Source organism: Blautia sp. Sow4_E7 (genome assembly GCF_052116245.1).
GTDB lineage: Bacteria > Bacillota > Clostridia > Lachnospirales > Lachnospiraceae > Blautia_A.
The window spans coordinates 200,059-226,543 of the sequence record NZ_JBQKLL010000003.1; the positions used below are offsets into that span (position 1 = coordinate 200,059).

Annotated in this window: 24 protein-coding genes; 1 reads left to right on the forward strand and 23 read right to left on the reverse strand. The window is 46.0% G+C overall.

The window, feature by feature from the left end; all coding sequences use genetic code 11:
* Positions 1-132: 132 nt before the first annotated feature.
* Positions 133-525: a 30S ribosomal protein S9 gene (gene rpsI, locus ACTQ50_RS03660; RefSeq protein ID WP_226822858.1), complete on the reverse strand. Its 393-nt coding sequence runs from the start codon at positions 523-525 to the stop codon at positions 133-135.
* A gap of 17 nt (positions 526-542) precedes the next feature.
* Complete coding sequence (gene rplM / locus ACTQ50_RS03665) at positions 543-971, reverse strand: 50S ribosomal protein L13 (RefSeq protein ID WP_117853326.1); 429 nt, start codon at positions 969-971, stop codon at positions 543-545.
* A 564-nt stretch (positions 972-1,535) separates the two neighbouring features.
* Between rplM and ACTQ50_RS03670 the strand changes: the two genes are divergently transcribed.
* A complete protein-coding gene (locus tag ACTQ50_RS03670) occupies positions 1,536-2,705 on the forward strand; it encodes a cation diffusion facilitator family transporter (RefSeq protein WP_441483004.1) in 1,170 nt (389 codons plus the stop codon).
* 82 nt (positions 2,706-2,787) lie between these two features.
* Here ACTQ50_RS03670 and tnpC read toward each other — a convergent pair whose 3' ends face one another.
* From tnpC to proC, 21 genes are all read right to left on the reverse strand, one after another.
* Positions 2,788-4,431, reverse strand: a complete 1,644-nt coding sequence (tnpC, locus tag ACTQ50_RS03675) for an IS66 family transposase (RefSeq protein ID WP_441483005.1) — start codon at positions 4,429-4,431, stop codon at positions 2,788-2,790.
* 137 nt (positions 4,432-4,568) lie between these two features.
* Entirely contained in the window at positions 4,569-4,805 is a 237-nt protein-coding gene (gene tnpB, locus ACTQ50_RS03680) for an IS66 family insertion sequence element accessory protein TnpB (protein WP_441483006.1), read from the reverse strand.
* The gene (locus tag ACTQ50_RS03685) at positions 4,802-4,999 is read right to left on the reverse strand and encodes a hypothetical protein (RefSeq protein ID WP_441483007.1); all 198 of its coding nucleotides are present in this window, start codon (positions 4,997-4,999) and stop codon (positions 4,802-4,804) included. Before ACTQ50_RS03685 ends, tnpB begins: the two co-directional genes overlap by 4 nt.
* A gap of 167 nt (positions 5,000-5,166) precedes the next feature.
* Positions 5,167-6,228 carry a sugar ABC transporter substrate-binding protein gene (locus ACTQ50_RS03690; RefSeq protein WP_441483008.1) on the reverse strand — a complete coding sequence of 354 codons (1,062 nt, stop codon included), beginning with the start codon at positions 6,226-6,228 and terminating at the stop codon, positions 5,167-5,169.
* Entirely contained in the window at positions 6,225-7,820 is a 1,596-nt protein-coding gene (locus tag ACTQ50_RS03695) for a response regulator (RefSeq protein WP_441483009.1), read from the reverse strand. The genes ACTQ50_RS03690 and ACTQ50_RS03695 overlap by 4 nt, the downstream gene beginning before the upstream one ends.
* 86 nt (positions 7,821-7,906) lie before the next feature.
* Complete coding sequence (locus ACTQ50_RS03700; protein WP_441483010.1) at positions 7,907-9,409, reverse strand: sensor histidine kinase; 1,503 nt, start codon at positions 9,407-9,409, stop codon at positions 7,907-7,909.
* A complete protein-coding gene (locus ACTQ50_RS03705) occupies positions 9,410-10,420 on the reverse strand; it encodes a sugar ABC transporter substrate-binding protein (protein WP_441483011.1) in 1,011 nt (336 codons plus the stop codon). It abuts the gene before it with no gap.
* 131 nt (positions 10,421-10,551) lie between these two features.
* A complete protein-coding gene (locus tag ACTQ50_RS03710) occupies positions 10,552-11,709 on the reverse strand; it encodes an ABC transporter permease subunit (RefSeq protein ID WP_441483012.1) in 1,158 nt (385 codons plus the stop codon).
* A gap of 17 nt (positions 11,710-11,726) precedes the next feature.
* The gene (locus ACTQ50_RS03715) at positions 11,727-13,265 is read right to left on the reverse strand and encodes an ATP-binding cassette domain-containing protein (RefSeq protein WP_441483013.1); all 1,539 of its coding nucleotides are present in this window, start codon (positions 13,263-13,265) and stop codon (positions 11,727-11,729) included.
* A gap of 94 nt (positions 13,266-13,359) precedes the next feature.
* On the reverse strand, positions 13,360-14,490 hold the full coding sequence (locus ACTQ50_RS03720; RefSeq protein ID WP_441483014.1) for a substrate-binding domain-containing protein: 1,131 nt from the start codon (positions 14,488-14,490) through the stop codon (positions 13,360-13,362).
* Positions 14,491-14,759: 269 nt separating this feature from the next.
* Positions 14,760-15,500 (reverse strand): tRNA pseudouridine(38-40) synthase TruA, encoded by a 741-nt coding sequence (truA, locus tag ACTQ50_RS03725; RefSeq protein WP_118582728.1) that lies wholly within the window; start codon positions 15,498-15,500, stop codon positions 14,760-14,762.
* A gap of 178 nt (positions 15,501-15,678) precedes the next feature.
* Positions 15,679-16,482, reverse strand: a complete 804-nt coding sequence (locus ACTQ50_RS03730) for an energy-coupling factor transporter transmembrane component T family protein (RefSeq protein ID WP_441483015.1) — start codon at positions 16,480-16,482, stop codon at positions 15,679-15,681.
* Positions 16,479-17,366 carry an energy-coupling factor transporter ATPase gene (locus tag ACTQ50_RS03735; protein ID WP_441483016.1) on the reverse strand — a complete coding sequence of 296 codons (888 nt, stop codon included), beginning with the start codon at positions 17,364-17,366 and terminating at the stop codon, positions 16,479-16,481. Before ACTQ50_RS03735 ends, ACTQ50_RS03730 begins: the two co-directional genes overlap by 4 nt.
* Positions 17,357-18,202 carry an energy-coupling factor transporter ATPase gene (locus tag ACTQ50_RS03740; RefSeq protein WP_441483017.1) on the reverse strand — a complete coding sequence of 282 codons (846 nt, stop codon included), beginning with the start codon at positions 18,200-18,202 and terminating at the stop codon, positions 17,357-17,359. The genes ACTQ50_RS03735 and ACTQ50_RS03740 overlap by 10 nt, the downstream gene beginning before the upstream one ends.
* 18 nt (positions 18,203-18,220) lie before the next feature.
* The gene (gene yihA / locus ACTQ50_RS03745) at positions 18,221-18,838 is read right to left on the reverse strand and encodes a ribosome biogenesis GTP-binding protein YihA/YsxC (RefSeq protein WP_441483018.1); all 618 of its coding nucleotides are present in this window, start codon (positions 18,836-18,838) and stop codon (positions 18,221-18,223) included.
* Positions 18,839-18,855: 17 nt separating this feature from the next.
* Positions 18,856-21,168 carry an endopeptidase La gene (gene lon / locus ACTQ50_RS03750; protein ID WP_441483019.1) on the reverse strand — a complete coding sequence of 771 codons (2,313 nt, stop codon included), beginning with the start codon at positions 21,166-21,168 and terminating at the stop codon, positions 18,856-18,858.
* Between the two features lie 20 nt (positions 21,169-21,188).
* Complete coding sequence (gene clpX / locus ACTQ50_RS03755; protein ID WP_441483020.1) at positions 21,189-22,511, reverse strand: ATP-dependent Clp protease ATP-binding subunit ClpX; 1,323 nt, start codon at positions 22,509-22,511, stop codon at positions 21,189-21,191.
* 283 nt (positions 22,512-22,794) lie between these two features.
* Positions 22,795-23,376: an ATP-dependent Clp endopeptidase proteolytic subunit ClpP gene (clpP, locus tag ACTQ50_RS03760; protein ID WP_118582708.1), complete on the reverse strand. Its 582-nt coding sequence runs from the start codon at positions 23,374-23,376 to the stop codon at positions 22,795-22,797.
* A gap of 123 nt (positions 23,377-23,499) precedes the next feature.
* Positions 23,500-24,807 carry a trigger factor gene (gene tig, locus ACTQ50_RS03765; protein WP_441483021.1) on the reverse strand — a complete coding sequence of 436 codons (1,308 nt, stop codon included), beginning with the start codon at positions 24,805-24,807 and terminating at the stop codon, positions 23,500-23,502.
* Between the two features lie 270 nt (positions 24,808-25,077).
* On the reverse strand, positions 25,078-25,629 hold the full coding sequence (locus tag ACTQ50_RS03770) for a DJ-1 family glyoxalase III (RefSeq protein ID WP_441483022.1): 552 nt from the start codon (positions 25,627-25,629) through the stop codon (positions 25,078-25,080).
* A 36-nt stretch (positions 25,630-25,665) separates the two neighbouring features.
* Positions 25,666-26,460, reverse strand: a complete 795-nt coding sequence (proC, locus tag ACTQ50_RS03775; RefSeq protein ID WP_441483023.1) for a pyrroline-5-carboxylate reductase — start codon at positions 26,458-26,460, stop codon at positions 25,666-25,668.
* Between the last annotated feature and the right edge of the window lie 25 nt (positions 26,461-26,485).

The window sequence follows — 26,485 nt, forward strand, 5'->3', positions numbered from 1 at the left end:
AACCCATCAAAATGGGCTAATTTGAAGTCAAATTTCCTCAAATTTCACCATCGGAATCAGGTGATTTCAGGCATAGAAAAAGCCCGGAAAATGGCGTATTTCCGGGCTTTTTTAGCATTTTTAAGCTGTAGATTATCGCTTGCTGAACTGAGGTGCGCGACGAGCGGCTTTGAGACCGTATTTCTTACGCTCTTTCATACGAGGATCACGAGTAAGGAATCCAGCTGCTTTAAGAACTGGTCTGTACTCTTTGTCTGCCTCAAGGAGTGCTCTGGAGATACCATGTCTGATAGCACCAGCCTGTCCTGTGTATCCGCCACCGTGTACGTTTACAAGAACGTCGAATTTGCCTTCTGTCTCGGTAGCAGCCAGTGGCTGACGAACGATAACTTTAAGTGTCTCTAATCCAAAATACTCATCAATGTCTCTTTTATTGATAGTGATTTTACCAGTACCTGGGGTAAGGTAAACTCTTGCTACTGATTTTTTTCTTCTTCCTGTTCCGTAGAATTTTGCGCTAGCCAATGTTTTCTACCTCCTAATTAAAATGTTAAAACTTCCGGTTTCTGAGCCGCATGTTTGTGTTCAGGTCCGGCATAAACGAAAAGTTTTGTGTACATTTCTCTTCCTAATGGTCCTTTTGGAAGCATACCTTTAACTGCCAGCTCAACAACTTTCTCAGGTTTCTTAGCCATCATCTCTTTTAATGTAGTCTCTTTCATTCCACCTACATAATCAGAGTGATTGTAGTAGATCTTCTGATCCATTTTCTTTCCTGTAACTTTGATCTTGTCAGCGTTAACAACGATTACATAATCACCTGTGTCAACGTGTGGTGTAAACTGAGGTTTGTTCTTTCCTCTTAAAACGCTTGCTACGCCAGAAGCCAGACGGCCAAGGGTGCAGCCTTCAGCGTCAACTACATACCATTTTCTCTCGATTTTATCTGGATTAGCCATATAAGTCTGCATGGTTTTACCTCCTGTTATTTATCAACGATTGTTTGTATAAATGCGAATTCTCGCATATGTTAGTAATATGGAAACGATGGTGCAATTACTGCGGAAATGTCCGAAACCGCTGATAAATACCGTCGCCGGGGCTATTGGCTAAAGTATCTCGCACTACGTCACATTGAGTAATTATATTATAAGCCTCCGCTTCTGTCAACTACTTTTTCCCCATATTTCCAACTTTTTTGCAAAAAGTTTTCCACATTCCGCCAGGATTTTAAAATTGCTTTTCCACAAAGTCCTTCTGCTTCTTCCACAGTATACACGATTTTCCACAATACGTAAAATTCAAACCACCTAACCGCAGTAAAAATATTATTTTCATTTAACACCGCTTATCTGATCCTAATCCCTCTCCGATTAGCACACCCAAATTATCTACAATCTTTCATTTTTTACTGGAATTTTTCCTGGCAAGGTGTTATATTTGAAAGGATGAATCCACAGGGGGCACTGATACCCTCACGGAATACACGCTACCGGTTTTCTTGTTTCTTCTTATATTATTGAGGTGAGGTTTTTATGATAACATTTTTATCCCGTTTTTTCATCAAAGATTACAAAGACTACGGTTCGCCCCAGGTGCGCCAGTCTTATGGAATGCTCTGCGGGGCTGTGGGAATTGCCCTGAATATTTTCTTATTTATAGGAAAATGGCTTTCCGGAATCCTGAGCGGCTCCATTGCCATCACCGCGGATGCCTTCAACAACTTATCTGACGCCGGTTCCTCCGTGATCACCCTGGTAGGCTTCAAGCTCTCCGGGCAAAAGCCGGATACGGAGCACCCCTTTGGCCACGGCCGTATGGAATACATTTCCGGTCTTCTGGTCTCCGTCGCGGTGCTGATCATGGGCTTCGAACTGATCCGCTCCTCCATTGAAAAGATCCGTACTCCGGAACCCATTGAGTGCAGCCCGGTTATTATTGCTGTCCTTATAGCCTCCATTCTGGTAAAAATATATATGTACCACTATAACCGTACCGTCGGCCACAAAATCGACAGTACTGCCATGCAGGCCACAGCCGGAGACAGCTTAAGTGACACCGTTGCCACCAGCCTGGTTCTTCTGGCCACCATCATCAGCCAGCTTACCGGACTGGTGCTGGACGGATGGTTTGGTGTCCTGGTTGGCATTTTTATCTTCTATACCGGAATCACAACCATGAAGGATACCATTGATCCCCTTCTCGGTCAAGCCCCGGAGAAAAATCTGGTAGAGGAAATCGAAGAGATTGTTCTTGCCCATCCTCTTGTCCATGGCATGCACGACCTGATCGTCCACGACTACGGTCCAGGCAGACTGATCCTCTCCCTCCACGCCGAGGTTCCCGCCCATGGAGACCTGCTGATCATCCACGACGAGATCGACAACATCGAACACGAGCTTCAGGACAAACTGAACTGCTCTGCCACCATCCACATTGATCCCATTGTCACAGACAACAAAGAGGTCAATGAAATGCGCACCCAGATTGAAGAGATCACCCGCAACCTGGACCGCCGCCTTTCCATCCACGATTTCCGTATGGTAGAAGGTCCCACCCACACCAACCTGATCTTCGACATCGCCGTCCCCTTCGAGTGCAAGCTCACCAACGTAGAGGTCTCCAACCTTCTCAAAGAGCGCATCCGCAACATGGACGACGGCAACTACTGCGCCGTGATCCAGATCGACCGTGTTTACTCATAGCCATAAAAAAATCCATCAGATAGTAAGTGCCTCATAACATGGCGTAGTGCAAAATAGCAGTATCTCTGCTATAATGCCTACATCATTGTTTGAGGCACTGTTTTCTATTTCTCTTCATCCGGCATTGCTCTGGCAGTTCCTTTGACCAGGGCAGAAGCTGGTCAATGACGGATGGATTTTCCAGATGATGATTATTGGGCATTTCTGTAAGCAGGTGTTTCAGATACTCATATACGTCCAGGTCATTGGCTCTGGCACTTTCCACCAGTGTGTATAAGACTCCGTTTGCAAATGCGCCTCTCGGAGTATCGGCAAACAGCCAGGCTCGTCTTGCTGTTGCAAACGGTTTTATGTTTGCTTCGCAATAATTGTTGCTAAGGGGGATCCGGCCATCTTCCAAAAATGTTTCAAGATATTTTCTCTGGTTCTGGCAGTAGCCAAGTGCCTGGGTAAGCTTCTCATTTGTTGTGTATATGGCGGAAGTCTTTTCTACCCACGACCAAAAGGCATCAAGGATTGGCCTTGACGCATCCTGACGCTTCTGTTTCTTCTCTTCGCAAGGGAGGTTCTTGATTTCTTCTTCCACTTTAAAGAGAAGATTGATATATTCCCTTCCTTCGGCACCTTTGGAGCCGGGAATCTCTTTCCCTTTGGAATCCAAGGGGATGCTCTCTATGAGATATCGGCGGGCGTGTGACCAGCACAGGGCTCTCTTTATGTCCGGAACCGTATCATAGCCGGCATAGGCATCTGTGATCAAATATCCGTTGAAATCTTTTAGCAGCTTTCTGGCATTTTCCCCACCTCGGCTGCGGGAATAAAAGAAGAATGCTGCCTGGATATCTTCACTTGCCGCACTCCGCATGACCCACATAAAGGATTCACTGCTCGGAAGCTTTCCTTCTTCCTTGTTGCATTGGATCCTGGTCTCGTCCATGTGGATGAGATCACATTCAATCAGTTTTTCATGGATCCTCCAGTAGACAGGTTCGAACCATTCCTGGCTGCAGCGGATTACCCAGTTTGCCATGTTGCTCCTGGAAAGCACCAGGCCAAGACGGTACCAGTCTTTCTCCTGTCGGGATAGTGGCAGCCCCAGTGCAAATTTCTGGTACATGACCTGTGCGATCAGGGACGGCGTAGAAATAGAATGGGCTAGCGGCGGCACTGGTACTGCAGCTTTTTGAAAATGGCATTTCTCATTCGGGCTGTCTTTTCCCCCACAACTTACACATTTGGCAACCTGCTGGACGATCTGTTTCACTATAAGTTTCGCAGGATGAAATTCCACTTCTGTACGGACAACACGCTTGCCTGTCACTTTCATTTCTCCGCCACAGACACTACATTTTTCATCAGCAGGAAGAACATACTCTTCAACTTCTTGTGGAAGGCCTGCAAGCATTTCCTGACGTACGCCCGGCTGGCGTGGAGTCCGGGTGTACGGTTTCACGGTTATCTTTTCTTTTGAAAGATTTAACTGCTCAGCGAGTTCCTGGACGGATTCAAATAACGACAACTGGCCATCCATCTGAGTAACCTCAGTGGATGGTCCGAATAACTTTTTCCTGGCATGAAGCAGTGCCTGGATCATGTTGTCGATCTGGATATTCTGTTTGCGGATCTTTTCATCACGCTCAGCGATGATCTTTTTACTTGCTTCCAGTTCCTGCGCCTGTTTTGCAGCAAGAGCTCTCAGCATCAGTAATTCTTCATGCTCTGTCATGCCATTTTTCCTCGTGTTTTGATGAGAACATTATACCATTTTTTATGGCTTTTTTCTATCATTCCAAGACACTTTTCTCTCTGAAACAGCCGAATTTATAGGATTTTCCGGCACTTTTCAAGGCAATATCACAGCTGTCAGAAGCAGCTGTTTTCATGATTGATCTTTACCTGGTGATGGGCTTTTTTCTGTTCAATTTCCAGTCCCTGAAGGAGCCACTCAACCTGCTGGAAAGAGATTTCTTTCACTTCATCCGGCGTCCTTGGCCACTGGAATTTCATATCATCCAGTAACTTTTTGGTTGCCAGGATAAAACCATTCTGATCATACCGAAGGAAGATCCTCGTGGCTCCTTCTGCGATACGTTTCATCATAGTCTTTTCATGGTTTGAAGAAGTTTCAGAAGCGTATCCGGCTGGAAACCATCCGGGATATAAAGTTTCATCCCCTGAAAATAGATCATCAACCGATTATCTGGCGTATTAGTCCTGTTCTGTGAATAAGAAATGTTCGCAGAATGAAGAACTTCGCCAAATGTTGTAACTGTTTCCTGATTTGCTCTAGCCATAGCAGTTCCTCCTAACATATGATGGTTTACAATATATCAGGAATGTCGAGACAAGTCACTACGCCATGTTATGAGGCGCTTACCATCAGATAGTATCGTCCGCAATACTATCTGATGGATTTTTAACTTTTATCAGTAATCAGCATACATTCGGGAAACCAATCCCCCTACCGAATATTCAAATAAACATCCTCTCTCGTATGGAACCCTCCATCAATGATCACCTCATCCATATTCTCCGCCGTCACCGCGATGGGATCGATCTTATAATAAGGAATCTCATAAGTCCCGTCATTGAAGGTCTCTACCGCCTTGTATTCTCCTTCCCCGGAAGTAATATCCTCCCCTTTGCCAAGCGCCACCGCGAACTCCGCCGCCGTATTTGCCTCCTGCTCAATAGGCTTATACACCGTCATCTCCTGTGTGCCCTCCACAATTCTCTGGCAAGCTGCCAGATCCGCATCCTGGGCCACCACAGCCACTTTTCCGGCAAGCCGGTTCTCAGACAATACCTTCACCGCCTGACTAGCCAGATCATCATTTCCGCACATCACACCTACAATGTCTTTGGTAACCTCCAGTCCCTCAGTCACATGATTTCCCGCCAGCTCCGCCAGCCAGTTATCACAATATCCTGTATAAACCACATTCAGATTACTATTCTCAATGGCCTTATTGAAGCCCTTCACAACTTCATCCACATTTCTGTCTGTAGGGGATCCGTTAATGGCAAAAATATTTCCACCCTCCGGGCAGGCCTTGATAAGCGCCTCCCCCATAAGAGTTCCAACCTTCTCATTATCAATGGTGATATACAGATCCGCATTAATATTCTCCACAATACGGTCATAACAGATCACATAAATCCCCTTGTCCTTGGCCTCCTTCAGCACATCATATAAAGCATTGCCATCAATGGGAATGACCACGATCACATCCATTTTTTTCTTAATGAAATACTCGATCTGGGAAATCTGCTCCTCCACAACGCCTCCGGCCACCTGCACATTCACCTCAGCCCCAAGGCTCTGGGCAGTAGAAACAAACATATCCCGGTCCCGCAGCCATCTTTCAATTACGAAGGAGTCAAAGCTAAGTCCGATCTGCAGCTTGTCCTCTTCCTTCGCTTCCTCCTTCTGGGGTACCTGCGGCTTACTTCCGCAGCCTGCTGCCAACGCCCCGGCCAGAATCAAAATCATGGGTAAAATCAGCCAACGTCTCTTTCTCATTTTCCATACCTCGCCTTATACTCACTTGGAGTCATGTCCATCTGCTTCTTAAAGATCCTGCTGAAATAATTGGGATCCGAATAGCCGCTCTGGATTCCCGCTTCCTTTACGCTCACATTTGCATCCACCAGAAGCTCCTTCGCCTTATCGATCCGGACTCTGGTCAGATACTCAATAAAATTCTCCCCAGTCTCATCCTTAAAAATCTTGCTGAAATAATAGGGACTGATATTCACCTGGCTGGACACATCATCCAGGGAAATATCCTTGCTGTAATTTTCCTGAATATAAAGCATGGCCTTCTTCACCGCAGAATTGGACTGATCCTCCTTCTGATCGCGGATTGCCCTGCATACATTTACCATTTTTTCCTGGAACCACTTGCGAAGCTCTTCATAAGTGGAAAGGGACATTGCCGTATCCAGGTAATCCCTGCGGTAGCTGAAACCATAATTGATCGCCCCACTCTCAAAAGCAATCTTTTCTCCCCAGATAATAAACTCCAGGATCTTCAGGCGAATATTATTCATATCCTGTGAATAATGTTCTACCATCCAGTCGCAGAAGAAATTCACCTCCTGGAGCATGCCCTCCTCATTTCCCTCTGCCAGGAAACGGAACATACGCTTCTCGTTATTTCCGGGAAAAGCCTCGTCATAAACACCACTCTGGGAAAGATCCTCAATATGTATGACCCTGCTCAGGCTTCCATTTAACGCCCGGAGCGCCTCACGGTAAGACCGCTCCAGTTCTGCCATTTCCCACACTCTTCCAATACCTACACGGAATTTGGCATCCAGCCTGCTCTCCAGCCTTGCCACCAGCTCTCTGGCCTTTTCCACCAGATCAATACGGTCTTCATAAGGATTCTGGAAAATTTCGCAAGGCACTACCACCGGAATACGGTTGGACATAATATTTCCAACTACACAGGGAAAAGCAGATTTCACTACATCCCGAAATTCCGGGTAAAAACTCTGGGCCTTTACATTCATTCCCACCGGGCTGATCAGTCTGCCATTTTCATAGCTCTGGCCAAACTGAACCACCATAACATAGCCCTGACCATATTCAATATCCAGAAGCTGCTGGTAATAATCCGCAGCCGTCATTTCCTTCTGGAAAAGCAGGGAGTTTACATAACTGGACTCCACAACCGGAATCACCGTCTCCAGTTTTTCCTGGATTTTCAACAGATTGCTTCTCTGGTCACGGACTTTATCCACCTTGGCTATGGCTTCTTCCACTACAGAGATGATCTTGCTTTTCGAAATCGGTTTCGTTAAGTACTTTTCCACACCAAGATCAATAGCCTCTTTTGCATAATCGAACTTATCATATGCGGAAACCACATAAAACAATGCGGAATTATTAAACTTGCGGATTTCTCGCATAGCCTGGATTCCATTGATCCCAGGCATGTGGATATCCATAAACACAATATCCGGGTGAAAAGTCTCAGCCTTCTCGATTACGACTCTTCCAGTCTTCGCAGTCTCCACGCTGCATGTATCTCCGAATTCGGCAAGGATCACTCCTTTAAAAGCCTCAAGCATAAGTCCTTCGTCATCTGCTATCAGAATACGGTACATTCTTTTTTCGCTCCTCTTTCTATATGTTGCATTTTCGATCATTCAGCAGTCCCGGTCCGCCGTCAGCCAGCGGATCCTGGCAGGGTTCACACCCCATTCTCCTCAGACTCCACCGGCAAAGTGATATGCACACTGGTTCCTTTTCCCAGTCCCTCACTTTCAATGGTAAGAAGCCCTTTCTGCTTATAATACAGCTCCAATCTGTCAATTACATTTCCAACTGCAATTCCTGTGGAATACCGGTCCTCCCCGTTATTTCTGGCTTTTCCAGCCATAACTGCGTCTATCATCTGGGCAGTCATTCCTGCGCCATTGTCACTGACTGTGATCTCCAGATCATCCCCGTCCTTGTGAATCGACATTCGGATTTTTCCAGTCTCCATGCAGTCGTGGATCCCATGCTGTACTGCGTTTTCCACCAGAGGCTGCAGGATCATACTTGGGATCCGGAAATCTCCGATTCCCTCATCCACATCCTTTTCGTAATTGATATCTCCGGCAAACCGCACATTTAAAATATAAATATAGTTGTCAACAGCATCCACCTCTTCCCAGAGAAGGGCATCATCCTCCATTTTCCGCACATTATACCGGAAAAAGTCCGCCATTTTTTCCAGGAAAACGCCAGTGCGCTCTGCGTCCTCCAGCATGGCAAGCTGGGCTCCTGCATTCAGGCAGTTAAAAAGGAAATGAGGGTTGATCTGGGCCTGAAGATACTTCAGCTGGGCCTCCTTCAGATGTGTCTCCATCAGAAGCTCCCGCTCCTTCATCTGTGCCTGTTTCTCCATGCTTTCCCTTTGCTGCTTAATATGAAGGCGAATGCTGTCCAGCATCTGATTGAACCCCCGTGTTACCACGCCTACCTCATCCTCGCAGACAACCGGCAGAATGGGCACATTTAAGTTTCCCATGGCAACCTCATGAGCGGTACTGGAAAGCTGGGTCAGCGGCCGGATCATAGAGCGCACAACCAGAATAATAATCGCCACGCCCACTGCTGCCACAATGAAAATAACCACCAGCGCCAGCCGGTACAATATATCCATAGAAGAAAGCAGGATCTGGTAATTGGAGGAGTTCATCCGAAAACGCAGGTTATTCAGCTTGTAAATATAAGAATTGATGTATTCATAAAGCTGCAGCTCTTTTTCATAAGAAGCCTTGTACTTCTCAATGTTTCTGCCTCGCTTGGCCTGAACGGTCTCGTTGGTCTGGTCCAGATAGCTTTCTGACATTCTGCGGATATTTTTTTCCAGCATTTTTACTTCACTATCCACGTTCCGGTCGTTCAGCCCATCCAGAAGCTCCCGGTAATCCTGCTCGTAGCGGTAGTAATTTTCCAGGGCCTTGGTTCCCTTTGTATTCAGATATTCGTAAACGGTTCCCTCCAGCTTATTTAAGGTGTCCGACAAGTCGTTGATTGCTGCATTACTGGAAAAAACAGCGTCGATCCGGTCTACACCCGTATGGATCTGTTCAAAGATAAAAAAGTTGATACACACCACGAACACCATAACCAGCACCATGGCAGAGCTCAGTCTGGTCTGTATGGAATTCTGGACGGAAAGGCTTTCTTTTTTCTCTCTCATTTAATTCCCCTCCGTTCTGTAAGTCCCAACATTGCTTCTGGTGATCACATGCTGGCCCACACTGTAGTAGCTGCTGGTATGTCCCAGGGAAGAAAACTCTTCCAAGGCATTGATGCTATAGCGCCCTATTTCATCCATATCAAGGGCAATGGCTGAGGAAATGATTCCTTTACTGATGGCATCCAGGATCACATCGGAATAATAAAAACCTACAATGTCTACGTTTCCAACCTGATTATAGTCAACCAATGCCTGGTAAACACATTCTGTTACCACCTCATCCATGCAGACCAGTACATCCGGAATATCTTCCTCGCTTACAAAAATATCCCGGACAAACTCTTCTGTGTCAAAGTCAGAGCTGCTGTCAATGCTGTACTCGGAAATGTTTACCGTCTGATCTTCTTTTTTCTTCTCTTCCAGTTCTTTCTTGATCTGGTAATAGATCAGATTGGTTTCCTGGGTTTTGGACTGGGAATTTGACAGAAGAAGCACCTGGGTAGTTCCATGTTCCTTCAAAAGCCCTAAAATCTGCTCTGTGTAGGCATTTCCCAGCTGATAGCTGTTCAGCCCTACAAAGCTGATCCTGGCGCTGGAAGAATCATCTGTCATTACGGTAACCACCGGAATATCTGCATCTGTGGCTTCCTGGATCAGCTCCTGCTCTTCACTGCTGCCGTCCGCTTCCAGAATGATTCCGTCCACCTGGGAGGCAATTCCAATGCGCAGATAGTCTGCCTTGGTATAATTGGAATCGTGTCCTGGCTCGATCAGCTCCAGATAAGCGTCTGCATCCTTCGCTGCCTGGCTGGCACTTTCGTAGATAGAATCCCACATCAGGGTATTTTCCTCTCCAGAGATCATCAGATAATGTTTTGCGTAGCTGGATGCCCCTTCTCCTTCTCCCAGATCTACCTGATCCAGATTTTTCTGGAAATAGATCCAGATCCCGGAGAGAAACAGCATACAGCCTGCCAGAATAAAAAAGACAGTCAGTGTAGATTTTTTCATAGTCAATAGGTCCTTTTTTCAAGATACTTTACAGTTTAACACATTTACTTATTATATGCAAAAAGAGCCATTGCATTTTCTGCAACAGCCCTTTTCATTACTGCTCTCACAGCAGTTTTTCTTATATTGAATTAGTTGGATTTTCTGTTAGAGATAACATCAAATACAACTGCGATCAGAAGTACGGCACCTTTTACAACGTACTGCCAGGAATCACCGATACCCATGATTGACATACCCATGTTGATAACACCAAGGAGAAGAGCACCGATTACAACACCGCCTACAGTACCGCTTCCACCGTATGCAGAAGCACCACCGATGAAACAGGAACCGATCGCATCCATCTCGAAGGATGTACCTGTACTACCATTTACAGAACCTACACGTGCTGCGCAGAGAAGACCAGCAAGACCAGCAAGTAAGCCCATGTTTGCGTATGCAATGAAGTAAACCTTATTTGTATCGATACCGGAAAGCTGTGTTGCTTTCTCGTTACCACCGATTGCGTAGAAGTAACGTCCAAATGCTGTCTTGGATGTGATGAAGTTGTAGATCATGCAGATTGCAACTACCCATACAAGCATTACGGAGATACCTTTGTACTGATACAGTTTATAGCAGTACCACAGGATAACAACTGCGATCACGGCTGTTCTGCTGTAATCAGAAGCTGCTGTATTCTGACGGTAACCTTTTTTCGCTTTGTTTGCTCTGGAACGCATGGTTGAGAAAATAATGTAGCATGCGATCAGAACACCAACGATCAGTGCGGAATATTTCTTTCCATCATCAAGTCCTGGGATGTTGATGTAGGATGTAAATACATTCAGGAAAGGTTTGCTCTGGATGGAAACTGTTTTGTTGTCCAGTACCAGACGTCCAAATCCACGGAAAATGAACATACCAGCAAGTGTTGTGATGAATGGAGGGATTCTCTTATAACCAATCCAGTAGCCCTGCCATACACCAACCAGAAGGCCGATCACCAGGCAAAGGATGATGGTAAGGAATGGGTTAAAGCCCTTGCTGCCAATGAGAACAGCTGCAACACCACCAACGAAGCAGATAACAGATCCAACAGAAAGATCGATGTTACCACCAGTTAAGATACAGAGTAACATACCACATGCAAGAACCAGTACGTATCCGTTCTGGAGCATAAGGTTTGACATGTTCTGTGCGTAAAGAAGTCGTCCATCAGTCAGAGCACAGAACAGGATAAATACGATTACAAGCGCAATGACCATCGTATATTTTCTTAAAAAGTCTTTTATTTTTGCATTCATTTTGTTTTCCCCCTTCATTATTTCTTCTGATTCTGCATGATATGTGCCATGATGCCTTCCTGGGTAGCTTCTTTCGCATCCAGTTCTCCGGCCATTTTACCTTCATTCATGATGTAAATCCGGTCGCACATACCAAGGATTTCAGGCATTTCTGAGGAAATCATGATTACAGATTTTCCCTGTTCCACCATCTGATTGATCAGACAGTAAATATCATATTTTGCACCTACGTCGATACCACGGGTAGGCTCATCCAGAATCAAAATATCTGGTTCTGTGAACATCCATTTTCCAAGAAGGGCTTTCTGCTGGTTACCACCAGACAGGTTACCGATACGCTGCTCATTGGAAGGTGTCTTGGTTCCCATTTCTTTTGTCATCTCTTCTGCCAGCTGTACTTCAAGGTCTGTGTTGATAATTCCTTTATCACAGACTTTTGCAAGACGGGCCAGAGTTGTGTTGAAACGGATGGACTCATCCAGGATCAGTCCGTTTGTCTTACGGTCCTCAGTTACATATGCAAGGCCATGCTGGATGGCTGCACGAGGATCCTTCAAATCTACTTTTTCACCCTTTATGTACAGTTCTCCGGAGATTGCGCTTCCATAGCTCTTACCGAAGATGGACATTGCCAGCTCTGTACGGCCTGCACCCTGCAGTCCTGAGAAACCAACAACCTCGCCTTTATGTACTTTAAAGGAAATATTGTCGTCTACAATTTTTTCCGGATACAGAGGATGATGAACCGTCCAGTTCTTTACCTCCAGCATCACGTCTTTACTTACATTGTGCTCACGTTTCGGATAACGGTCTTCCATAGGACGTCCAACCATTCCTTTGATGATTCTGTCCTCACTTAAGTCATCCACGCCTTTTGTAAGTGTCTCGATCGTGCTTCCGTCTCGAAGAATGGTACAACGGTCTGCACAGTAAATGATCTCATTCAGTTTATGTGTGATAATAATAGATGTCAGTCCCTGTTTCTTAAATTCCATAAGCAGGTCCAGAAGCATCTTTGCATCTTCATCATTCAGGGATGAAGTAGGCTCATCCAGGATGAGCAGTTTTACTTTCTTTGAAAAAGCTTTTGCAATTTCTACCAGCTGCTGTTTGCCGGTTCCGATATCTTTGATCAGGGTCTGGGCAGATTCGTGAAGACCTACCTGAGCCATGTGTTTCTCAGCCTCGCTGAATGTTTTATCCCAGTCGATGGCTCCTCTTTTATTTTTGATCTCGTTTCCAAGAAACATGTTTTCACCGATGGAAAGCAGTGGGATCAATGCAAGCTCCTGGTGAATAATAACGATACCTTTTGCCTCGCTGTCATTAAGCTTTTTAAACTTACACTCTTCACCTTCGTAGGTAACCGTTCCAGTATAGCTGCCGTATGGATACTGACCACTTAATACGTTCATCAATGTGGACTTTCCCGCACCGTTCTCACCGATCAGCGCATGAATCTCGCCACGCTGAACTTCAAGGTTAACGTTATCCAAAGCTTTGACACCGGGGAATTCCTTCGTAATGTGTTCCATTACTAAAATATTGTCAGCCAAAATGGCGCCCCCTTTCCCATAAAGCAGGCGGGGCTTTTCACCCCGCCCACATTTACAACTTCATTTTTGATTTGACGTTTTAGTTCAGCTTCAATTAGTTTGCCGGATGAAGATATCCGTCATCGTCCATTGTATAGTATCCTGGGTCAACCAGTGCTTCCTGAAGGTTGTCTTTTGTTACAACTGTAGGAACCAGAAGGAAAGATGGGCATTTGTTTCCGTCAGAAGTCTCATAGGACTCTGTATCATAAGTACAATCGAAATCCCAACCAGATTTTTCAATCAGGGACTCATCAATTGTGTCTCCAGCCAGCATTGCTTTTGCAAGGTCAAGTGTTACGACTGCCTCATTGGCAACTGCTTTGTAAACGGTCATGGACTGTTTTCCATCAACGATGTTTGCAAGGTTTGCTTCGTCACCATCCTGTCCTGTGATCAGAACAGTGTTATCACCAGCATAGTCAGACTCGATTGCCTGTGTTACACCAAGTGCTGTGGAGTCGTTGGAGCAAAGAGCTACGTCAAGCTGTGTTCCGTCTGCATAGTAGGATGCCAGAATGTTCTGCATTCTTTCAAGTGCTGTCTGGGTATCCCATGCAGGTGTTGCAACAGAATCAAAATCAGTCTGTCCGGAAACTACATTTAAGGTTCCTGCATCAATGTATGGTTTTAATACATCAAATGCACCATTGAAGAAGTATCCGGCATTGTTATCAGCAGGATCACCAGCTGTAAACTCGATATTGTATGTCTTGTCACCAGCATTGTCAAGATCCAGAGTATCTACAACGTACTGTCCCTGAAGGGTACCAACTGTATAGTTATCAAAGGATACATAGTAGGAAACAGCGTCAGATTTAATCAGACGGTCATAGGAAATAACCGGGATTCCTGCATCTGCTGCTTCATCCATAACTGTATTAAGAGCCTCGCCATCGATAGCTGCTACAACTAACAGGTTAACTCCGTCGGAGATCAGGTTCTGGATATCGTTTACCTGACGGTCTGTCTCGTTGTCAGAGTATGTAAGCTCTACTTCGTATCCAGCATCTTCGAACTGTTTCTGCAGATAAGAACCATCACGATTCCAACGCTCCAGAGACTGTGTAGGCATTGAGATACCGATCTTTCCGCCGCCAGCTGCTCCGTCTTCTGCCATTACCGGAACTGCAAGTGAACCAACTGCCATTGCTGCTACCATTGCCATTGCTACTTTTCTCTTCATGAAAAAACCTCCCGTATCATTTTTATTTGCTATGTTCTATAGCTTTTTGATAGGATTATAATATCATATCAGTACCCTGTGTAAAATGGACTAATTTTTGATTACTCTTTCAATTTTTGTGTTAGGATATGCACAATTTTGTGCTGGACTGGACATTTTTGTTGTGGAATAGTGCTAGATTATAATTATGTGCTATTGACATTTTGGGGATATAAAGCAAATAGCGCAGCAACCATTATCGTTGCTGCGCTAAATTATATATGATCATATTAATCAAAGAACTGTATCCCCATAAGTGTCAGTCCCTGTGCCGGTGCGGTGGGGCCGGCGGCGGAGCGGTCTTTGGCGTCCAGGATTTTTTGCATACGCTCCGGAGGGTACTGGCCATTGCCGATCTCGATCAGGGTGCCGGAGATAATACGCACCATGTTATAGAGGAAACCGGTTCCGGAGACACGGATGGTGACAATGTCACCGTCGCGGAAAACTTCGATTCCAGTGACGGTGCGGATGGTGGTCTTTACCTGGGCGCCGGAGCCGCAGAAGCTGGCGAAGTCGTGGCGGCCGATCAGGTAGGAGGTTGCCTCGCGCATTTTGTCTACATCTAATTTATAGTGATAGAAATAGGAATACAGGCGCTCTGTAGGAACCGGAAATTTACGATTCAGAATGCGGTATTCGTAGGTTTTCTCACTGTCGCAGTATCTTGGATGGAAATCTGGCTCCACTTCTTCCGACATCTGGATCCGGATGTCTTCGGGGAGACGCTGATTCAGGGCATAGGATATTTTTTCGCCGGGAATGCGGGTGTTTGTGTCAAAGACGGCTACATTTCCCAGGGCGTGTACGCCGGCATCTGTACGGCTGGCACCGATGGTCTCGATTTTTTCACCCAGAAGCTCTGAGAGAGTGTCATTAAGTACACCTTGTACTGTAATTCCATTGGGCTGCGTCTGCCAGCCGCAGTAATTGGTTCCATCGTATGCTACTACAAGTCCAATTCGTTTCATAATCTTCTCCTTGTGAAAATTCCCTCACCTGCATTATTTGCAAGTGAGGGAACTGTATAAACATTCGTAACTTTTCAGTCCATTCAACATTCGAACCAAAGTTCATTCAATATCACCTTCGGTGATGGCATTGGAATGCAGCAACTGAATCTTTAATTACTACGTTTCTTCTATCTTGTCAGATTCCAGCTACCCGGAACCCAATTGCTACCGCCAGATAAGCCACCAGTGCCAGATAAGCCACATGATCTCTCTTCTTATAAGTAAGCGGTTTCATCTGCGTCCTGTTATCACCACCGTGATAGCATCTTGCCTCCATAGCCATGGCCAGGTCATTGGCCCGGCGGAATGCGGAGATGAAAAGCGGTACCAGAAGAGGAACCATGTTCTTCGCCTTCTGGATCAGATTACCATTCTCGAAATCAGCTCCCCGGGCGATCTGCGCCTTCATGATCTTATCCGTTTCTTCCAGAAGGATCGGGATAAAACGAAGGGCGATAGACATCATCATAGCGATATCATGCACCGGCACATGGATCTTATTCAAAGGACGAAGCAGACGCTCCAGTCCGTCCGTCAGCTGGTTGGGTGTGGTAGTCAGCGTCATAATAGAAGAACCGATCACCAGGTAAACCAGTCGGATCGCCATAGTGCCAGCCAGCACCAGTCCTTCCTTTGTCACCTTAATAAAACCAAGCTTCCACACTACCTCACCAGGAGTCAGGATCATATTAAAAAATATGGTGATCAGAAGCAGCATGAAAATGGTCTTCAGACCTTTAAAAATAAACTTCACCGGAACCTTTGACAACAGGATCATTCCTGCAAGAAATATCGTAGCCACTGCATATCCCACAAAGGTATGAAATAAAAACACAGATACAATAAATCCAATGGTTCCTACCAGCTTAGTTCTTGGATCCAGCTTGTGGATCAAAGAATCCGCCGGATAATACTGTCCGATTGTAATATCTCTGATCATTCTGCATTGCCTCCCTTCTTAAGAAGTGAAGGCTTCTGCTTTTTCAAAGCTTCCAGAATAGTATCCCTGGCTTCCTCCACAGTGGTAGCTGTAGCATCCACATTCAAACCATTTTCAGAAAGGGCATGCATAATATAAGTAATCTGCGGTGCCGCAAGCCCCATTCCTTCCAGCTCTTTATAATGGGAAAATACATTCTTCGGGGTATCATCAAATACCATCTCCCCATGATTCATAACGATCAGACGCTCCACATACTTGGCAATGTCCTCCATACTGTGGGAAACCAGGATAATGGTGATTCCGCGCATCTTATGAAGGGCTGCGATCTGATCCAGAATGTCATCTCTTCCCTGGGGATCAAGTCCTGCTGTCGGCTCGTCCAGGATCAGGATCTTCGGGTTCATAGCAAGCACTCCTGCAATAGCAACCCTCTTTTTCTGGCCTCCGGAAAGCTCAAATGGAGACTTTGTAAAATTCTCTTCTTTCACCCCTACATGAGCAAGGGCCTTTTTCGCCTCTTTCTCCGCCTGCTCTTTGGAAAGTCCCTGGTTCATAGGGCCAAAGCACACATCCGCCAGAACTGTATTCTCAAACAGCTGGTGCTCCGGGTACTGGAATACCAAGCCAACCTCGCTTCGAAGGGCCCGGCGGTTATAATTCTCCGCCCACACGTTCTCTCCATTATAAAAGATCTGTCCGCTTGTAGGCTGGATCAATGCATTAAAATGCTGGATCAAAGTTGATTTTCCGCTTCCGGTATGACCGATCACACCAATGAACTGTCCATCCGGAATCACAAGATTAATGTCCTTCAGGGCGTGGCTCTCATAAGCAGTACCCTGACTGTAAGTATAGGTCACGTTCTTAAGCTCTATCGACATAATGCACCTACCAATTCCTCTTTCGTCAGTATTCCTTCCGGAATGTCCACGCCAGCCTTGTGAAGCTCATGGGCGAGCAAGGTCACCTGGGGTACATCCAGCCGGTATTTTTTCAGTGTCTCTACCTGGGAAAAAATTTCTCTTGGAGTTCCCTGCATTACCACATTTCCACGATCCATTACATAAACCTTGTTTGCATGAATCACTTCTTCCATATAATGGGTAATGAGGATAACGGTTACATTTTCTTTTTTGTTGAGCTCGGAAACGGCTTCCAATACTTCTTTACGGCCATTTGGATCAAGCATTGCAGTTGGCTCGTCCAGTACAATGCAGCTTGGACGCATGGCCACAACACCTGCGATGGCAACTCTTTGTTTCTGACCTCCGGAAAGCTTGTTCGGAGACTGATAACGGTAAGCGGTCATTCCTGTCTTTTTCAGACTGTCATCCACACGCTTCCAGATTTCGTCTGTAGGGATTCCCATATTCTCAGGACCAAATCCCACATCCTCTTCCACAACCGTACCAATGATCTGGTTGTCCGGATTCTGGAAAACCATTCCCGCTCTCTGGCGGATCTTCCACAACTCCGGCTCCTTGGCTGTATCCATATCATCCACCCACATGGTTCCCTCAGAAGGGATGAGCAGCGCATTCATCTGCTTCGCCAGTGTAGATTTTCCGGAACCATTGTGCCCCAGAACGGCCACAAAATCGCCGGCTTCAATGTCCAGGTTTACATCATTGACGGCACGCTGTGTTGCTTCCACATTGCCGTCCTCATCATACTTGAGATAGTCAAATCCCAGCTTGAACGCCTTGATAATTCCCATATTCTTTTTCCTCGTCTGTCAGGCCTTCGGCTCGTCCGTAGCTGCCGGAGCGCATCCAGTCAACTCGTCCATTAACGCCCAGATTTCCTCTCTTCCCTGCTTGGTCTCAGCAGAGAAAGGAATGATCCTACTTCCCGGGCGCAGCTTCAGTCCATCCTTGATTGCCTTAATATTCTTCTGTACCTGGCTTCTTTTCAGCTTGTCCAGTTTGGTTGCAATAATGATCGGATTGTATCCGTTGTTCACGATCCAGTCATACATCAGCTTATCATTTGCAGATGGATCATGACGGATATCAATTAACAGAAATACTGCTTTTAAATCCTGTGAAGTGTGGAGATAACGCTCAATCATCTTTCCCCACTTCGCCTTCTCGGTCTCCGGAACCTTGGCATAACCGTATCCCGGAAGATCCACAAGGTACATAAAATCATTTACATTGTAAAAATTGATGGTCTGTGTCTTACCAGGCTGGGAGCTTGTTCTCGCCAGCGCCTTACGGTTCAAAAGACCATTAATGAGGGAGGATTTTCCCACATTGGATTTCCCTGCAAAAGCAATTTCAGGTCTTCCTGTGTCCGGCAGTTTGCTGGTAATACCGCAAACGATATCCAGTGAAACATTTTTAATTACCATTTTTCCTACCTCTCATTTCAGGCAAGTGCCCGTTCCAGCACTTCGTTCATATTCTCCACAAACGTGATCTTCAGTCCGTCTGTGATTTCTTCATCCAGTTCTTTTATGTCCGGTTTATTGGACTTTGGCACCAGTACTTCTTTGATCTTGGCGTACTTGGCTGCAAGAAGCTTCTCCTTCAGTCCACCGATCGGAAGCACACGGCCTCTTAAGGTGATCTCACCAGTCATGGCCAGGTCTGCTCTTACCGGTTTATCAATAATGGCAGAAAGCATTGCGGTTGCCATGGTAATTCCGGCTGATGGGCCGTCCTTTGGCACTGCCCCTTCCGGAATATGTACATGAATGTCATTTTCCTGGAAAAATTCCTGGTCGATTCCATATTTAGCCGCTACAGAACGGATGTAGCTGATGCCTGCTGTGGCAGACTCCTTCATCACATCCCCAAGCTGTCCGGTAAGTACAAATTCCCCTTTACCCGGCATAATATTTACTTCGATCTGAAGGGTATCACCGCCCACCTGTGTCCAGGCAAGGCCTCTTGCAATCCCAACCTCGTCCTTTTTATTTGCCATCAGGTAATTGTATTTCTCCTGTCCCAGGAAGCTCTCAAGGTTCTTTCCTGTGACTGTTACCTTCTCTTTGCCGTCTTCCATGATCAGACGTGCTGTCTTACGGCAGATCTGACCGATGAGACGCTCCAGATTACGGACACCGGCTTCCTTGGTATAATTGTTGATGATCTTGCGAAGGGCGCCGCTCTGGATGGAAAGTCTGCCTTTCTCAATTCCATTGGCTTCCATCTGCTTAGGAATCAGATGTTCCTTGGCAATGTGCTCCTTCTCATTCTCTGTATAACCACTGATCTCAATGACCTCCATTCGGTCAAGAAGCGGTCTCGGAATCCCCTGGATATCATTGGCTGTTGCAATAAATAATACCTCCGAAAGATCCTGGGGAAGCTCTACATAGTGGTCATTGAAATGGCTGTTCTGCTCCGGATCCAGCACTTCCAGAAGCGCGGAGGCAGTATCTCCCTTATAGTCGCTGCTGGTCTTGTCAATCTCGTCCAGAAGCATCAGCGGGTTGGCCACCTTTGCCTGCTGAAGGGCAACGGTGATCCTTCCCGGCATAGCACCTACATAAGTCTTTCTGTGGCCGCGGATCTCAGCCTCATCTCTCACACCGCCAAGGCAGATACGCACATAGCGCTTGCCAGTTGCTTCTGCAACGGATTTGGCAATGGAGGTTTTTCCTGTTCCTGGAGGTCCTACCAGACAAAGGATCGGGGATTTTCCCTTATGCGTCAGCTTACGTACAGACAGGAATTCCATGATCCGCTCTTTTACATCCTTCAGGCCATAATGGCCTTCTTCCAGGATCTTCCATGCAGCCTTCAGATCCTCGGAATCCTCCGAGCACTTATCCCATGGAAGGGAAAGAAGTGTCTCAATATAGCCGCGCAAAATGCTGCTCTCAGCTGCATTGGTATTGGTAATCTTAAACCGGCCAATTTCCTTGAAAATACGGTCTTTCACTTCCTGGGAAGCGGTAAGCTCCTTGGCTTTTCTTCGGAATTCTTCAGCCTCGTCAGCTGTATTGTCCTCGCCAAGCTCCTCACGGATCAGCTTCAGCTGCTCTCTCAGAATATATTCACGCTGGTTCTTGTCCACACGTTTCTTCAGCTTCTGCTGAAGATCGTGACTGATGTCCAGCACATTGATCTCGTTGCTGAGGATCGCACCCAGAAGCTCATACCGGTCAGTCAGCCTGGCAGCTTCCAGAAGCTTCTGCTTACTCTGCCAGGAAAGGGGCAGATTGATGGCGATCTGGTCGATCAGCTCAGGTGCTTTCTCGATATTCATGATCTGGTCTGCCAGTTCCTTCCCAATCTTACCGCCCTTGGCGCAATAAGTATGGAAAAGCTCCTTGATACTTCTGTACATGGCCTCCAGCATTGCCTGAGGCAGTTCCTCTTCTTCCTCGTTAACCAGAACAGTCTCTGCTCTTAAATATGGTGTCTCCTGTTCCAGTCCAAGAAGTTCTGCTCTTCTCTTTCCTTCCACAAGAACACGGAGCAGGTTGTCAGGAAGCTTCACAACCTGCTTGATATATGCAATTGTTCCCACCTGAAAAAGCTGCACAAAGCCAGGATCTTCAATCTGTGGATCCTTCTGTGTTACCAGAAAGATCTTCTGATCCTGAAGCATGGCCGCTTCGATTGCCTTCTTGGAACGCTCCCGGCTTACATCAAAATGGATGATCATTCCCGGGAGAATGGTGGTTCCCCGAAGGGCAAGGGCAGGAAGTACATTGATCGGCTCACTCATCTGTGGTCAAATCCCTTTCATCAGGCTGTTTCAGGAGTGCCCTTCTTGCGCGCATGCTGGCTTCTTCTGCCTGTGTTCGCCGGACTTACCGGCTGCGCAGGAGCTTCCCCGTGAACAATTTCCGGTTCACCGGTTCCTTCTACAGCTTCTTTTGTAATAATGCATTTACGAATGGTGTCATCGGATGGAGTCTTGTACATCAGATCCATAAGGGTGCTCTCCATGATCGCACGAAGTCCTCTGGCACCGGTTTTACGCTCCATGGACTTTCTCGCCATAACACGAAGTGCCTCATCCTCGAAGTCAAGCTCTACCCCATCAAGCTCAAACAGCTTGTGGTACTGCTTGGTCAGTGCGTTCTTCGGCTCCTGAAGGATACGAAGAAGTGCGTTCTCATCAAGTCCGTCCAGAGTTACTACTACAGGCACACGTCCTACAAACTCCGGGATCAGGCCGTAACGGATCAGATCCTCTGGCATTACCTGTTTAAACAGATCGCCAACGTTCTGCTCCTCTTTGGAAGTAACCTCAGCACCAAAACCGATTGCCTTGGTGTCCTGTCTGCCTTCGATGATCTTCTCTAGGCCATCAAAAGCACCACCGCAGATAAACAGTATGTTTGTAGTGTCAATCTGGATAAATTCCTGATGTGGATGCTTTCTTCCACCCTGCGGCGGAACACTTGCAACAGTACCTTCCAGTATTTTCAGAAGTGCCTGCTGTACACCCTCACCGGATACATCACGGGTGATGGAAACATTCTCGGATTTACGTGTGATCTTGTCGATCTCATCTATATAAATAATTCCGTACTGTGCTCTGTCAATATCATAGTCCGCTGCCTGGATGATCTTCAGAAGAATGTTCTCCACATCCTCACCTACATATCCGGCTTCTGTCAGTGTGGTTGCATCAGCAATGGCAAAAGGCACATTCAGAAGTCTTGCCAGTGTCTGGGCAAGAAGTGTCTTACCGGAACCAGTTGGTCCAAGCATAAGGATGTTGCTCTTCTGAAGCTCTACATCCAGATTCTTGGAAGCAGTAACACGTTTATAATGATTGTATACAGCGACGGAAAGTGCTTTCTTGGCCTCATCCTGTCCGATTACATAGTCGTCCAGAATTGCATGGATTTCCTCTGGTTTCATCAGATTGATCTCAGATCCAAGAATATCTTCCTGGTCGTATCCTCCAAACTCTTCTTCCATGATCTCCGAGCAGATTCCTACACACTCATCACAGATGTAGGCTCCATCTGGTCCAGCGATCAATTTGCGGACCTGATCCTCGGTTTTCTGGCAAAAGGAACATCTTACTTTTCCTTCTCTTATCTTCTCAGCCATGAATCTTTAACTTTTCCTTTCTTTCAAATAAAGCCTTTTTCTTCAGAGCTATTCTGAAAAAAGATTTCTTTATTTCTTAAAATTTGGAATTATTCTGTAAAATATACCTATTTTGCAAAATTATCCCATTTTACAAGATAAGACTCCTGTTAATTCAGGAGTCTTTTCTTACAGTAGCATGCAAAAGAAAACTCCGGCTGTTAGAGCCTCTAAAAGCTCCAGGGGGATTTCTTTTGTTTTCAGTTTAGGCGGGCAAAACACGTTTTCGGTGTTCTGTCACGTTTTACTTGTGGGTTACAACACCATCGATCAGACCATAAGCTAAAGCTTCTTCAGCGGACATGTAATTGTCACGGTCTGTATCCTTCTCTACAACCTCCAGAGGCTGTCCAGTGTTTGCAGCCAGAATTTCATTTAATGTTCTCTTTGTCTTGGCAATGTGATCTGCCACGATCTGGATCTCTGTAGCCTGTCCCTGGGCTCCGCCAGATGGCTGATGGATCATGATCGTAGAATTCGGCAGTGCAAATCTCTTACCCTTTGTACCACCAGCAAGAAGGAACGCTCCCATGCTGGCAGCCATTCCCAGACAAATAGTGGAAACGTCGCACTTGATATACTGCATGGTATCATAAATTGCCATACCAGCTGTCACGGAACCACCCGGGCTGTTGATATAAAGCTGGATATCCTTTCCAGGATCTTCTGCTTCCAGAAAAAGCAGCTCTGCAACTACCAGGCTGGCACTTACATCGTTTACTTCTTCTCCCAGGAAAATGATTCTGTCCTTCAGAAGCCTTGAATAGATGTCGTAACTTCTCTCCCCTCTGCTTGTCTGCTCAATGACATAAGGCACTAAACTCATATATTCCCTCTTTTCTTATTAGCCAAGCGCTCCCTGGCGTGCAGCATACGCCGCCATAAGGAACGCTTAAATAACGAAATAATTTTATCCCATCTTTGGGATATATAGTTATCTGCTTACAGATTACTCAGCGTCTGCTGCTTTCTCAACTTCAACAGCTGCATCAGCGATAACAGTAACAGCTTTCTGAACAGCCATATCTTTCTTCATCTGCTCAAGTCCGCTCTCACCGATAGCTTCTCTGATCTTGTCAGCTTCCATCTTGTAAGCGTCTGCCATCTTCTGGATCTCTTCTGTGATCTCTTCTTCGGATGGCTGGATGTTCTCAACCTCAGCAACTTTCTCAAGAACCAGTCTTGTCTGGATTCTCTTAAGTGCCTGTGGTTTCATGTCTTCCATCATCTTGTCCATGCTCTGGCCTGTGAACTGGAAGTACTGCTCCATGGATAATCCCTGCTGCTGCATTCTTCTGGAGAAGTCATCCATCATCTGACGGCACTCTGTCTTAGTCATAAGCTCCGGAATATCCATCTGTGCATTCTCGATTGCTTTATCTACTGCTGCATTTTCTTTTGCAGTTCTTGCTTCTTTTTCTTTCTTCTCTGTCAGGTTCTTCTTAACGTCTTCTTTGTACTCAGCAAGAGTATCAAACTCAGATACGTCTTTAGCGAACTCGTCGTCAAGCTCCGGAACCTCTTTGGTCTCGATCTTCTTAACGTCACACTGGAATACAGCTTCTTTGCCAGCAAGCTCTTTTGCCTGATATTCCTCTGGGAAAGTAACCTTAACTTCTACGTGGTCACCAGCGTTTGCTCCAACAAGCTGATCCTCGAATCCTGGGATAAATGTACCGGAACCAAGTGTCAGTGCGTAGTCAGATCCTTTACCGCCGTCAAATGCAACACCGTCAACAAATCCCTCGAAGTCGATTGTTGTGATATCGCCGTTTGCTGCTGCACGATCCTCAACTGCAACTGTTCTTGCGTTCTTCTCCTGCTCTTTCTTAACTTCAGCGTCAACTTCCTCGTCTGTTACAACGATCTCAGACTTCGGAACCTCTACTCCCTTGTAATCTCCAAGAGTAACCTCTGGTTTCACAGCTACATCTGCTGTGAAGATAAGAGCTTTTCCTGGCTCCATCTGTGTAACGTTGATCTCTGGCTGGGAAACGATCTCAAGATCGCACTCGCCAAGTGCTTTTGTGTACTCCTGTGGTACGAGAGAGTTAACAGCGTCTTCCATGAATACGCCCTTGCCATACATGCTCTCGATCATTTTTCTAGGAGCTTTTCCTTTACGGAATCCTGGAAGGCTGATTCTGCTTTTCTGTTTCTGATAAGCTTTCTCCATTGCCTTGTCTAAATCTTCAGCGGAAACTTCGATGGTAAGTTTCGCCATGTTTTTCTCTAATTTCTCCACCTGTAAACTCATTTTCGTGTTCCTCCTTAATATTCTCAGGTAAAATGTCAGGTCCAATGCATTGACATTGTCCATTTCTTAATAATGATACCGCAGATGATAACCGGAAAGTCCGAAACAGGTTCCTGTCACTGCGATCCTTCTGCGGTTATAAATGCGCAGGGTTTCCCCCTATTATTACAGTCATTGTAGAAGTATAGCACAACCAAATTAAAAACGCCAGTGTTTTTTTATGGTTTTCCCTGTTATTCCTTAAAAAATCAGGGATTTTTATAATATTTCCTACTTATAAACTACGGATTCTGCAATCTGGTCTGCTTTTTCCTGTCCAAGAAGCTGGGCGATCAGGGAAAGGGCAAAGTCTACTGCTGTTCCAAGTCCCCTGCTGGTGGTGATATTTCCGTCAATTACAACGTTCTCTTCGGATTTTACTGCGTCCCCAAGCCCCTCCATGCAAGCCGGGTATGCAGTTGCTTTCTTTCCATGTAAAAGTCCAATTTCTGCAAAGACAGTCGGAGCCGCACAGATGGCAGCGATCTTGCCTCCATTATTATAGAAGTTTTTAACCAGACCGGTCAGCGGCTCGAATGCGCCAAGATGGGTAGTTCCTGGCTGTCCGCCTGGAAGCACCAGCATATCTGCGTCAGAGAAATCAGTCTCATGGAAGGTGGTATCGGTCAGCATGGTGATTCCGTGGGATGTGGTGATCTGTTTGGTGTTTTTAATAGAAACCGTTGTGATGGTGATCCCTGCTCTTCGCATAAGGTCAACTACGGTTAAGCCTTCGATGTCTTCGAAACCATCGGCGAGGAAGATATATACTTTTTTGCTCATATTAAGAACCTCCTAGTTAATTTTTAATAACAATATTTACATTTTCTTACCCTTATCAGCAGCGCCCTGCAGTGCTTCAAACACTGCACTACGGAAGCCATTTTGTTCCAGAATGCGGACGCCTTCGATAGTTGTTCCAGCCGGAGAGCATACCATATCCTTCAGTTCACCTGGATGCATGCCTGTTTCCAGAACCATCTTGGCACTTCCAAGCACAGACTGTGCTGCAAACTGATACGCCTGCTTTCTTTGCATTCCCTGGGCTACTGCTGCGTCTGCCATTGCTTCAATAAACATAAACACATAAGCCGGAGAGCATCCGCTGACTGCACCAACTGCATCCATCATTCTTTCCGGTACTACCTCTGTACGTCCGAAACTGTTTGTGATGGTAAGGATCTGATCCAGATCTTCCTTAGTAACACGTTCGTTGACGCATGCACCAGTCATACCCTCGCCTACCTGAGCCGGAGTGTTTGGCATAAGGCGTACTACTTTCAGCGGCTGACCGCACTTTTCTTCCAGCCATGCAAGTGTTTTGCCAGGGGCAATACCTACGATCATATGCTCTGGTGTCAGGTAATCTTTTACCTCATTAATTACTTCTTCGTAAAACTGAGGTTTCACAGCTAATATAACAATATTTGCATTTTTCACAACCTCACAATTATCCAGAGTGGTGACAACCCCAAGTTTTTCCTTGCTTCTTCGACTTCCCTCTTCTGTAAGATTTGAAACAATAATCTCATTTTTCTTAAATACACCTTTTTTCAGGATTCCACCGATCATTGCAGAACCCATATTTCCACATCCGATAAATCCAATTTTCATATCTTCTGCTCCTCTCATGTAGACC

Bases quoted from the DNA above. Each gene is read 5' to 3' on its own strand.
- ACTQ50_RS03770 (WP_441483022.1), bottom strand. From the start codon at position 25,629: ATGAGCAAAAAAGTATATATCTTCCTCGCCGATGGTTTCGAAGACATC.
- ACTQ50_RS03720 (WP_441483014.1), bottom strand. From the start codon at position 14,490: ATGAAGAGAAAAGTAGCAATGGCAATGGTAGCAGCAATGGCAGTTGGT.
- ACTQ50_RS03685 (WP_441483007.1), bottom strand. From the start codon at position 4,999: ATGGCTAGAGCAAATCAGGAAACAGTTACAACATTTGGCGAAGTTCTT.
- proC (WP_441483023.1), bottom strand. From the start codon at position 26,460: ATGAAAATTGGATTTATCGGATGTGGAAATATGGGTTCTGCAATGATC.
- clpX (WP_441483020.1), bottom strand. From the start codon at position 22,511: ATGGCTGAGAAGATAAGAGAAGGAAAAGTAAGATGTTCCTTTTGCCAG.
- tig (WP_441483021.1), bottom strand. From the start codon at position 24,807: ATGAGTTTACAGGTGGAGAAATTAGAGAAAAACATGGCGAAACTTACC.
- ACTQ50_RS03695 (WP_441483009.1), bottom strand. From the start codon at position 7,820: ATGTACCGTATTCTGATAGCAGATGACGAAGGACTTATGCTTGAGGCT.
- yihA (WP_441483018.1), bottom strand. From the start codon at position 18,838: ATGGTAATTAAAAATGTTTCACTGGATATCGTTTGCGGTATTACCAGC.
- clpP (WP_118582708.1), bottom strand. From the start codon at position 23,376: ATGAGTTTAGTGCCTTATGTCATTGAGCAGACAAGCAGAGGGGAGAGA.
- rplM (WP_117853326.1), bottom strand. From the start codon at position 971: ATGCAGACTTATATGGCTAATCCAGATAAAATCGAGAGAAAATGGTAT.
- ACTQ50_RS03730 (WP_441483015.1), bottom strand. From the start codon at position 16,482: ATGATCAGAGATATTACAATCGGACAGTATTATCCGGCGGATTCTTTG.
- ACTQ50_RS03735 (WP_441483016.1), bottom strand. From the start codon at position 17,366: ATGTCGATAGAGCTTAAGAACGTGACCTATACTTACAGTCAGGGTACT.
- tnpB (WP_441483006.1), bottom strand. From the start codon at position 4,805: ATGATGAAACGTATCGCAGAAGGAGCCACGAGGATCTTCCTTCGGTAT.
- ACTQ50_RS03670 (WP_441483004.1), top strand. From the start codon at position 1,536: ATGATAACATTTTTATCCCGTTTTTTCATCAAAGATTACAAAGACTAC.
- ACTQ50_RS03700 (WP_441483010.1), bottom strand. From the start codon at position 9,409: ATGAGAGAGAAAAAAGAAAGCCTTTCCGTCCAGAATTCCATACAGACC.
- ACTQ50_RS03710 (WP_441483012.1), bottom strand. From the start codon at position 11,709: ATGAATGCAAAAATAAAAGACTTTTTAAGAAAATATACGATGGTCATT.
- ACTQ50_RS03705 (WP_441483011.1), bottom strand. From the start codon at position 10,420: ATGAAAAAATCTACACTGACTGTCTTTTTTATTCTGGCAGGCTGTATG.
- ACTQ50_RS03690 (WP_441483008.1), bottom strand. From the start codon at position 6,228: ATGAGAAAGAGACGTTGGCTGATTTTACCCATGATTTTGATTCTGGCC.
- tnpC (WP_441483005.1), bottom strand. From the start codon at position 4,431: ATGACAGAGCATGAAGAATTACTGATGCTGAGAGCTCTTGCTGCAAAA.
- ACTQ50_RS03740 (WP_441483017.1), bottom strand. From the start codon at position 18,202: ATGGGAATTATCAAGGCGTTCAAGCTGGGATTTGACTATCTCAAGTAT.
- truA (WP_118582728.1), bottom strand. From the start codon at position 15,500: ATGAAACGAATTGGACTTGTAGTAGCATACGATGGAACCAATTACTGC.
- lon (WP_441483019.1), bottom strand. From the start codon at position 21,168: ATGAGTGAGCCGATCAATGTACTTCCTGCCCTTGCCCTTCGGGGAACC.